Origin of the sequence: Streptomyces sp. NPDC102490, from assembly GCF_044765285.1 — a bacterium.
Taxonomy (GTDB): Bacteria; Actinomycetota; Actinomycetes; order Streptomycetales; family Streptomycetaceae; genus Streptomyces.
In genome coordinates this window covers 22,176-31,647 of record NZ_JBIWJU010000024.1, presented here as the reverse complement: position 1 = coordinate 31,647, position 9,472 = coordinate 22,176, and the positions used below count along the sequence as shown (strand labels likewise).

2 protein-coding genes are annotated in these 9,472 nt (G+C 75.0%); one reads left to right on the top strand and one right to left on the bottom strand.

What is annotated here, in order from left to right:
* Positions 1–3,885: thioester reductase domain-containing protein (locus tag ACIRGB_RS35485; protein WP_403873785.1), on the top strand; the 3,885-nt coding region annotated here is incomplete at its 5' end.
* A 191-nt stretch (positions 3,886–4,076) separates the two neighbouring features.
* Here the strand turns inward: ACIRGB_RS35485 and ACIRGB_RS35480 are convergent.
* Entirely contained in the window at positions 4,077–9,464 is a 5,388-nt protein-coding gene (locus ACIRGB_RS35480) for an SDR family NAD(P)-dependent oxidoreductase (protein WP_403873782.1), read from the bottom strand.
* Positions 9,465–9,472: the final 8 nt, after the last annotated feature.

Here is a 9,472-nt window from a genome sequence, read left to right as displayed (position 1 = left end):
TCGGTGGCCGACGCGCAGTTCGTGGCGTTGCAGCGGCGTGACCGGCCGCAGGTGGAAACAGCGCTGACCGGTTTGGCCCGGCTGTTCGTGGCCGGACAGGCGGTGGACTGGGCCGCACTGTATGCGGGGTCGGGTGCCCGGGTGACCGACCTGCCCACCTATCCCTTCCAGCACCGCCCCTACTGGCTGCCGCTGACCCCGTCGGGTGGGCAGGGCCCCGCCGGGCTCGGCCTGTCGGCACCGGGACACCCGTTGCTGACCACGGCCCTGGAACTCGCCGGTGGTGACGGCGCGGTCTTCGTCGGCAGGGTGTCGCTGCACACGCATCCCTGGCTGGCCGACCACCGCGTCGGCACCGCGGTGACCCTCCCCTCGGCCGCCCTGGTCGAACTGGCCGTCCGGGCGGGTGACGAGGCCGGCTGCTCCGGTGTCGCCGAGCTGGCGACCGGCGTCCCGCTGACCGTCCCGGACCGGGGCGCCGTCCAGGTCCAGGTGGCCCTCGCGGCGCCGGACGAGGACGGTTCCCGACGCATCACCATCGGGTCGCGCCCGGACGGGGACGACCCGTCCGCGGCCTGGGAGGTCCACGCCACCGGGCGGCTCACCGAGCCGGCCCAGGCCCCCTTGATCACCCTGGCCGACTGGCCGCCGGCCGACGCGGTACCGGTCGGACTCGACGGCCTCTACGAGCGGCTGGCCGAACAGGGCCACGTCCACGGGCCGGTGTTCCAGGGGCTGCGGGCGCTGTGGCGGCGGGGCGAGGACCTGTACGCCGAGGTGCGGCTGCCCGAGGAGACCGAACCGGACACCTTCGGAATCCATCCCGCGCTGCTCGACTCCGCGCTGCACGCCCTGCTCGCCGACGGGCAGGAGGTCGCGGGGCTGTCCTGGCACGGGTTCCACCTGTACGCCACCGGCGCGCGCGGGCTGCGGGTGCGGATCAGGTCCACGGGCGCGGACGCGTTCCGGCTGTGGCTGGCGGACGACGCCGGTGAACCGGTCGCCGAGGTCGGCATGCTGCGGCGGAGCCCGGCCCGGACCACCGGGAGCCCCGGTTCCGTGACCGGCGACTCGCTGTTCCACGTGGCCTGGTCGCCGGTGGCGCTGCCCGACCCGGACGACCTGGCCCCCGCCCGGCTGTCCGCGCTCGGGGACACCCCGCTGGACGGCCTCGCCCGCCGCGTCGGCAGCGTCGCGGAGGCCGCCGGGGACGTCCTGGTCGCCGTACTGGACGAGGCGGCCGGGGACGATCCGGCGCGGGCCGCGCACCGGGCGGCCGCCCGGGCGCTGGACCTGGTGCAGCAGGCGCTGGCGTCCGAGACGTCCCGGCTGGTGCTGGTCACCACCCACGCCGTCGCCACGCACGACGAGGAGGACGTCGCACTCGCTCTCGCCCCGGTGTGGGGCCTGGTCCGCTCGGCCCAGGTCGAGAACCCCGGCCGCGTCACCCTGATCGACCTCGACGGCAGCCCGGCCAGTGCCGACCGGCTGCCCGCCGCGATCGCGTCCGGCCACGAACAGCTGGCCGTCCGGACGGGCCGGGCGAGCACGCCCAGGCTGGCCAGGGTGCGCGCGTCGGACGCGGGTGCGGGCCGTCCCCTGCCCGACCCGCGGGGCACCGTCCTGATCACCGGCGGCACCGGCGCCCTGGGCGCCCTCTTCGCCCGGCACCTGGTCACCGACTACGGCGTCCGCCACCTCCTCCTGGCCGGCCGACGAGGCCCCGACGCCCCCGGCGCCGACCGCCTCACCGCCGAACTCACCGCACTGGGCGCCACCGTACGCATCGCGGCCTGCGACACCGCCGACCGCACCGCCCTCGACCACCTCATCCGCTCCATACCCGACACCCACCCCCTCACCGGCGTCGTCCACACCGCCGGCATCATCGACGACGGCATCCTCACCGCCCTCACCCCCGACCGCCTCACCACCGTCCTGCGCCCCAAGACCGACGCCGCCTGGCACCTCCACGACCTCACCCGCCACCACCCCCTCACCCTCTTCGTCCTCTTCTCGTCCGTCGCGGGCATCGTCGGCTCACCCGGGCAGGCGAACTACTCGGCGGCCAACCAGTTCCTGGACGCGCTCGCGCAGCACCGCAGGGTGGCCGGGCTGCCGGCCGACTCCGTGGCCTGGGCGGCGTGGGCGCAGTCGAGCGGGATGGCGTCCCGGCTGACGGAGGTGGACTGGGCCCGCGCGACCCAGGCGGGTCTGCGGCCCCTCTCCCCGGCCGAGGGCCTGGAACTGTTCGACGCGGCGCTCGCCGCCGCACCCGCGACGACGGTGCCGATGCACCTCGACCTCGGCCTGATCGAGCGGCAGCCCGGACCCGTGCTGCCCATGCTGCGGGGTCTGGTGCGCAGACCGGCCAGGCGCGTGGTCTCCGTGGCCTCCGCCGACAGCGGGCGGCTCGCCGAGCGCCTCGCCGGGCTCGACGAGTCCGGCCGGCAGGAGGTCCTGCTCGACCTGGTGCGCACCGCGGCGGCCACCATCCTCGGGCACGGCGGAACCGACCGGATCTCCCCCACCACGGTCTTCACCGACCTCGGCCTGGACTCGCTGACCGCGGTCGAGCTGCGGAACCTGCTGGAGAACGAGACGGGGCTGCGGCTGCCGCCGACGCTGCTGTTCGACCACAAGCACCCCGCGGCGCTGATCGCGTACCTGGACTCGGAACTGTCCAGCCGGAGCGAGACCGGGCCGACGTCCGAGGTGGACTTCGCCGCCGAGATACGGCTCGCCGAGGACGTGGTCCCGGCCGCGGAGGTCACCACCGTGGTCGCCGACCCGCGGCAGGTGTTCCTCACCGGGGCGACCGGGTTCGTGGGCGCCTTCCTCCTGCGGGAGCTGATGCGCTCGACCAAGGCCACCGTGCACTGCCTGGTCCGGGGCGCCGACGAGGCGGCGGCGCTGGAGCGGCTGCGGGCCAACCTCACCTGGTACGGCATCTGGGAGGAGATCGACACCGACCGGCTCACCGTCCTCACCGGTGACCTCGCCGAGCCCCGCCTCGGTCTCACCGAGGAGCGGTTCGACCAGCTGGCCCGCGAGGCCGACGTGGTCTACCACGCGGGCGCGACGGTCAACTGGCTGCACCCGTACCCGCTGTTGAAGGCGGCCAACGTGACCGGCACGGAGGAGGCCCTGCGGCTCGCCGCGCGGCACCGGACGGTCCCGCTGCACTACGTGTCGAGCACCGGGGTGTTCTCCGGTCCCGCCCCCGACGGCGGCGGGCTGACCCCGCAGCATCCGACCGGCCCGCCGGAGCTGCTGACCAACGGGTACCGGCAGACCAAGTACGTCGCCGAGAAGATCATCCAGCTGGCCCAGGAGCGCGGTCTGCCCGTGTCGGTCTACCGCGCGGACGTCATCTCCGGGGCGCAGACCAACGGCGCCTGCCAGACCCGGGACTTCGTGTGGCTGAGCCTCAAGGGCAGCCTCCAGGCCGGGGCGGTCCCGGCCGGTGCGAACGCCTGGTTCCCCATGGTGCCGGTCGACTACGTCAGCGCGGCCGTCCTGGAGCTGTCCCGTACGGCGGAGAACCGGACCTTCCACCTGTTCAACCCGGTGGCGGTCAGCTTCGCCGAGATGGTGGCGCGGCTGCGGGAAGCCGGCCATGTCCTGGAGGAGGTGTCCTGGGACGAGTTCGTGGCCGGGGTCCGCACCGACCGGGACAACGCGCTCTTCCCGACGATCGACATCTTCCGGGAGTACATGACCGCGGGCGAGGCGCTGTACATGCGGGTGGACGTCAGCGAGACGGAGGCCGCCCTGGCGGGCACGGACATCGCGTGCCCGCGGATCGACGCCGAACTCTTCGGCACCTACGCGGAGTTCTTCACCTCCACGGGCTACTTCCCGGCCCCCCGGGCCCGTAGCTGACCCGGCCGTCCCCCGGCCACCCGGCCCCTGCCCGCCGTCCCCACGGACGGTGGGCAGGGGCCTTTCCGCTGCCCACGCGAGGGGCCCCGGTGCCGGACGAACGCCCATGACGAGGGGATGTCATGGGCGCTCGGCCGGGACCGGGGCCCCGTCCGCGGCGGGTGGGCCGCGGGGTCACCGCCGCGTGGTGCTCAGCTGCCGTCCAGGAACTGGAACAGCTCCTCGTCCGTCGCGGCGGTGGTGTCGAGCCGGTCCCGGGACGGGTCGGCCGAGTCCCGGAAGGCGCGGATCCTCAGCAGCAGGCCCTCGACGCGTTCGGCGATGCGGTCCCCGTCCGGGCCGGTCACCGCAGACTCGGTCAGCGCCGTCTCGACCCGGTCCAGCTCGGTGAGCACCGAACCGGTCGGGGCCGTGTCCCTGGCGGCGAGTTCACGGACCAGCTCGGTGGTGACGGCCGCCGCGGTCGGGTGGTCGAACACCAGCGTCTGCGCCAGCCGCAGCCCGGTCGCGGCGCTGAGCCGGTTGCGGAACTCCACGGCCGACACCGAGTCGACCCCGAGGTCGGAGAAGGCGCGCTCGGGCTCGACCGTCCGTCCCGGCGCGTACTCCAGGACGCCGGCCATCTCCGTGCAGACCAGGTCGAGCAGGATCTCGTACCGGCCGTCCTCCGGCAGCCCGGCCAGCCGGTCGGACACCGGGACCGAGGCGACCCGGCGCGGGGTGCGCTGGCGGTTCCCCCGGCCCGCGAGCCGCCGCAGGATGGGCGGCACCTCCCGCTGGGCGCGCACCGAGGCCAGGTCCAGCGCGACCGGGACCAGCACCGGCTCGTCGCGGCCGAGCGCGGCGTCCAGCAGGGCCACGCCCTGCTCCCCGGAGGTCAGGGTCACGCCGAGCCGGGCCAGCCGGGCCAGGTCCACGTCGGTCAGGTGCTCGGTCATCGTGCTGCGTTCGGACCACATGCCCCACGCCAGCGACACACCCGGCAGTCCGCGGGCCCGCCGGTACTGCGCGAGGGCGTCCAGGTAGGCGTTGCCCGCCGCGTAGTTCGCCTGTCCCGCCGGGCCGATCAGGCCGGACAACGACGAGAACAGGACGAAGGCCGACAGGTCGAGGTCGCGGGTCAGCTCGTGCAGGTTCCACGCGGCGACCATCTTGGGGCTGAGCACCGCGTCGAGCCGCCGCGCGGTCAGCTCGGTCAGCACTCCGTCGTCGACCACGCCGGCCGCGTGGACGACGGCGGTCAGCGGGGCTTCGGCCGGGATGGCGGCGATCAGTTCGGCCAGGGCGGCGCGGTCGGCGGTGTCGCACGCGGCGATCTCTACCTCGGCGCCCAGCCGGGTGAGTCCGGCCGCCAGCTCCGCACTCCTCGGGGAGTCCGCGCCCGCGCGGCTGACCAGCAGCAGTCGCCGTACGCCGTGCGTGCTCACCAGGTGCCGGGCCACGACGGCCCCGAGCGTGCCGGTCCCGCCGGTGAGCAGGACCGTGCCGGTGCCGAACGCCGCCACGGGCGCCCCGTCGCCGCCGGCCTCGGCCCGGGCCAGCCGGGGCATCAGCACCCGGCCCGAGCGCAGTGCCAGCTGCGGCTCCTGGACGACCAGCGCGGCCAGTTCGTCCCAGGGGACCTGTTCGGTGTCCACGTCCAGGAGTCCGAACCGGCCCGGGTTCTCGGTCTGCGCCGTGCGGACCAGTCCCCACACGCCGGACTGGACGAGCCCGCCGAGCCGCTCCCCCGGTTCGGTGCCGATCGCCTCGCCGGTCACCAGGACCAGGGTCGCCAAGCCGTACCGCTCCCCGGCGAGCCACTCCTTCAGGACGCCGAGCACGGCGCCGGTGACCTGCCGGGCGTCCGGTCCGGCCGGGCAGCGCAGGAAGACCACGTCCGGGTCGGCGGGGACGTCCGCGAGGTCGTCGACGAGCGCCCACCGGGCGGACCGGTCCGGCTCCGCGGACACCCGCTGCCAGTCGACCCGGAACATCGAGTCCGTGGACATGCCCGGCGCGTCCGTCGGCATCGGCCGCAGCAGCAGGCTGTCGACCGACGCCACCGGCGCACCCGCCGGGTCGGCGAGCGTGAGGGACACCGTGTCCGCTCGGCAGGACGTCATCCGCACCCGCAGCGCGGTCGCTCCGACCGCCGACAGGGACACCCCGGACCAGGCGAACGGCATGGCGGCACCGTCCATCCCGTCGAGGAAGGGCCCGTACCAGACCGCGTGCAGCGCCGCGTCCAGCAGCGCCGGGTGCAGACCGAACCGCTCCGCGTCGGCCTCCGCCTCGGCCGGCAGGGCGACCTCGGCGAACACCTCGTCGCCGCGCCGCCACAGCGCCGTCAGACCCTGGAACGCGGGCCCGTAGTCGTAGCCCCGGCCGCGGAGGTCGCCGTACACGTCGCCGATCTCGACCTCCTGCGCCCCCTCCGGGGGCCAGACGGTGAGGTCGGACTCCGGCTCCGGGGCCCGTGCGGACAGCACGCCGTCCGCGTTGCGGACCCACTCGCCGCCGTCCGGCTGGGCGTGCACCGACACCGCCCGCCGGCCCGCGTCGTCGGCGGCCTCCACCACGACCTGGACCCGGGCGCCGGCCCCGTCGGCCAGCACGAGCGGGGTGTGCAGGGTCAGCTCGTCGAGCAGTTCGCAGTCGACCTCGTGCCCGGCGCGCAGCGCCATCTCCACGAACGCCGTCCCCGGCACGACGATCCGGTCCAGCACCGCGTGGTCGGCGAGCCAGGGCTGGCTCGCCGGCAGCAGCCGGCCGGTGAGCACGGTGGCGCCGGAGTCCGGCAGCGTGAGCACGGCACCGAACAGCGGGTGCTCACCGGCCGCCAGTCCGGTGTCCCGCAGGTCACCGGGTGCCGGTACGTTCATCCAGTACCGCTCGCGCTGGAAGGCGTAGGTCGGCAGCGGCACGGTGGCCGCGCCCGTCCCGGCGAACACCTGGTGCCAGTCCACCTCCCCGCCGTGCGCGTGGACCGCGCCGAGCGCGGTCAGCGCGGTGGCCGCCTCCGGGCGGTCGGCCCGCAGCACCGGCATCGCGACCGGCCGCGGTTCCCGCTCGGTGAAGCAGTCCTCGGTCATCGCCGACACCGTGGCGTCCGGGCCGATCCCGACGAAACGGGTGACTCCCTCGTCCTGGAGGCGGCGCATCGCGACCGCGAACCGAACCGGCTCGCGGACCTGACGCACCCAGTACTCCGCCGAGCAGACGCTCGCGACGGGCAGCGGTTCGCCGGTGACCGTCGACACGATCGGCAGCACCGGCTCGTGGAACGCCACCCCGGCGACCACCTCGCGGTAGGACTCCAGCATCGGGTCCATCAGGGGCGAGTGGAACGCGTGGCTCACCCGCAGCCGCTTGGTGCGCCGGCCCAGGGCGGCGAAGTGCTCGGCGCAGCGCAGGACCGCCGCCTCCTCCCCCGAGACGACGACGGAGTCCGGGCCGTTGACGGCGGCGACGCACGCCGCGTCGCCCGCCAGCACCTCGGCGACCTCCTCTTCGGTGGCCCGCACCGACACCATGGCGCCGCCCTCGGGCAGCCGCTCCATCAGCCGCCCGCGGGCCGCGACGACGCGGCAGGCGTCCTCCAGCGTCCACAGTCCGGCGACGAAGGCCGCCGACAGTTCGCCGATCGAGTGTCCGGCCAGCACCTCCGGCTGCACGCCCCAGGAGCCGAGCAGCCGGGTCAGCGCGACCTCGATCGCGAACAGGGCGGGCTGCGCCCACCCGGTGCGGTCCAGCAGGCCCGGCGCCGGGCTCCGTTCCGCGAGCACCACCTCGCGCAGCGGCCGGTCCAGCAGTCCGTCGAATCCGGCGCACATCTGGTCCAGCGCCTGCGCGAACACCGGGAAGGCCGCGTACAGTTCGCGGCCCATGCCGAGCCGCTGGGTGCCCTGTCCGGCGTACACGAACGCGGTACGGCCGGGCAGTTCCGTGCCCCGGACCACGGCGGGGGCGGTGCCGCCGGAGACGATCGCGCGCAGGCCGTCGAGGAGTCCGTCCCGGTCGGCGGCGACGACCGCGGCACGCTGCTCGAACGCGGTCCTGGCGGTCGCCAGCGAGTAGGCGACGTCGAGCGGTTCGTGGGACCGGACGGCGGCGAGCAGCCGCTCCGCCTGCCCGGCCAGCGCCTCGGGGGTCCGGCCGGAGAGCACCAGCGGCAGCAGGGGCAGCGTCCGGCCGGTCACCGGCTCGGCCGTCTCGCTCTTCTGCGCCTGCTCCAGGACCACGTGCGCGTTGGTGCCGCTGATCCCGAAGGAGGACACCGCGGCCCGCCGCGGTGCGCTGGTGACCGGCCAGGGGCGCCGCTCGGTCAGCAGGTCCACGGCGCCCGACGACCAGTCCACGTGCGAGGACGGGGCGTCCACGTGCAGGGTCTTGGGCAGGACACCGTGCCGCAGCGCCAGCACCATCTTGATCACGCCGCCGACCCCGGCGGCGGCCTGGGTGTGTCCGATGTTGGACTTCAGCGAGCCCAGCCACAGCGGGCGGTCGCGGTCCGTGCCGTAGGTGTCCAGGAGCGCCTGCGCCTCGATCGGGTCGCCGAGGCTGGTGCCGGTGCCGTGCGCCTCGACCGCGTCCACGTCCGCGGCGGACAGCCCGGCGTCCTCCAGGGCCTGCCGGATCACCCGCTGCTGGGACGGCCCGTTGGGCGCGGTCAGCCCGTTGGAGGCACCGTCCTGGTTGACGGCGCTGCCGCGCACCACGGCCAGGACCGGGTGCCCGAGCCGCCGCGCGTCCGAGAGCCGCTCCACCAGGAGCATGCCGGCGCCCTCGGCCCAGCCGGTGCCGTCGGCGGCGTCGGCGAAGGACTTGCAGCGCCCGTCCGGCGACAGTCCGCGCTGGCGGCTGAAGGCGACGAGCATGCCCGGGGTGGACATCACGGTGGCGCCGCCGGCGAGCGCCATCGCGCACTCCCCGCGGCGCAGTGACTGCACCGCCAGGTGCAGCGCCACCAGCGACGACGAGCACGCCGTGTCGATGGTGAGGGCCGGCCCCTCGAGTCCGAGGGTGTACGCGATCCGCCCGGAGGCGACACTGTTGGTGGTTCCGGTGAGCAGGTGGGCCTCGGCGCCGCCGGTGGCGTGGTGCAGCCGGGGGCCGTAGTCCGGAGACATCGCCCCCGCGAACACGCCGACCCGGGCGCCGCGCAGCGACGCGGGACGGATGCCGGCCTGTTCCAGCGCCTCCCAGGAGGTCTCCAGCAGCAGCCGCTGCTGCGGGTCCATCGCCGCCGCCTCGCGCGGCGAGATCCCGAAGAACTCCGGGTCGAACTCGGTCGCCCGGTGCAGGAATCCGCCGCGCCTGGTGTAGGTGCGGCCGTGCGCGTCCGGGTCCGGGTCGTACAGCGACTCGGCGTCCCAGCCCCGGTCGTCGGGGAAGTCGGAGATCGCCTCCTCACCGGCGTCCAGCAGCCGCCACAGATCGTCCGGTGTGTCGACGTCGCCGGGGAACCGGCACGCCATGCCGACGATGGCGACCGGTTCTCGGCTCGCTTCCTCGGTGTCCCGCAGCCGCTGTCTGGTCTCCTGCAACTCGGCCGTGACCCGCTTGAGGTACTCGACCAACTTCTCTTCGTTACTCACAAGACCTC